Origin of the sequence: Vibrio fujianensis (genome assembly GCF_002749895.1) — a bacterium.
GTDB lineage: Bacteria > Pseudomonadota > Gammaproteobacteria > Enterobacterales > Vibrionaceae > Vibrio > Vibrio fujianensis.
In genome coordinates this window covers 214,792-215,835 of sequence record NZ_NBUS01000039.1, presented here as the reverse complement: position 1 = coordinate 215,835, position 1,044 = coordinate 214,792, and the positions used below count along the sequence as shown (strand labels likewise).

Below are 1,044 nucleotides of genomic sequence, written 5' to 3'. Positions count from 1 at the left end.
CCCAGCTGGCCAAATGCGAGGCCCGGTGGTGATCTGCTTATCGATGGCCATTTTTAAGCCAAAGACTGGCCCACCTAAATCGCGTACACTGGTGTAGCCACGTTGCAACATGTCTGCTGCAGTTTTAGCGGCAACAATATTAATAAAGCCTTGATCGGCAAGCATTAAGGTTTGTTGAGGCAGTGCGGCGAGCATTAAGTGAGTATGAGCATCAATTAATCCTGGCATTAAGGTTTTGCCTTGTCCATCAATCACTATGGTATTTGGATTCGTGATGTTGAGTGGCTGGTAATCTTCTATTTTGCTAATTAGGTTATCTTGCACATAGACATTTTTTGCTACGCTGAGCGTTGTTTGTTGGCCATCAAAGACTTGTACATTTTTAAACACATAGTGGGCGGCAAAAGTAGGCGAAGCGACTATGCTTGCTCCGAGCAGTAACCAAAACGGTTTATTCATTCCATCACTCCAATCAATTATCGATGCGGTGTCTTGATGTATAGACAAAGAAAAGTGTAGTGATATTTGAGTGAATGATCTGCTTTGAACAGCAAAAATGCTAACTTGGTTGAATAAATGCCAGCAGTTTGAGATAAAGATAAAACTTAAAAATGGCATGTCTGTATCTGCATCGTGAGAATGATGTTTGATACTTCACCAACAGCGATTTAATCAATGCGTTACAAGCGCTAAAAAGACAAGAGAAATCCATAATGAAACTCGGCCGTAATGATCCTTGCCATTGTGGCAGTGGCAAAAAATTTAAACGTTGCTGTATGGACAACGTATCCAAGCAGCATGCGCAAGTCTTTGATGACGCGGAAGCCATGCTGGCAATGAACCCAGATTTGAGCATTGATGAACTCAATGCGGCTTTACAGCACAAAGTGCAAGATCGCAATAATCAACCTCATCCCGATTTTTGTGGTGTGACGCCAACACAAATGGCCAATTGGCTTTATGCGCCTTTTGCACAGTTGCAGTGGGTGACGATTAAGACGCCTACGGATTTTTCTGACAGCCCTGTGATGCGGTATCTGAGCT

The 1,044-nt window shown here is 43.1% G+C and carries 2 protein-coding genes; one reads left to right on the top strand and one right to left on the bottom strand.

What is annotated here, in order from left to right; translation table 11 throughout:
• On the bottom strand, nt 1–459 hold a 459-nt coding region (locus B7C60_RS18015), incomplete at its 3' end, for an amidohydrolase family protein (RefSeq protein WP_245868651.1).
• 254 nt (nt 460–713) lie between these two features.
• Here B7C60_RS18015 and B7C60_RS19980 point away from each other — a divergent pair.
• Nucleotides 714–1,044, top strand: a 331-nt coding sequence (locus B7C60_RS19980; protein WP_281251660.1) for a YecA family protein, incomplete at its 3' end; no start/stop codon positions are given.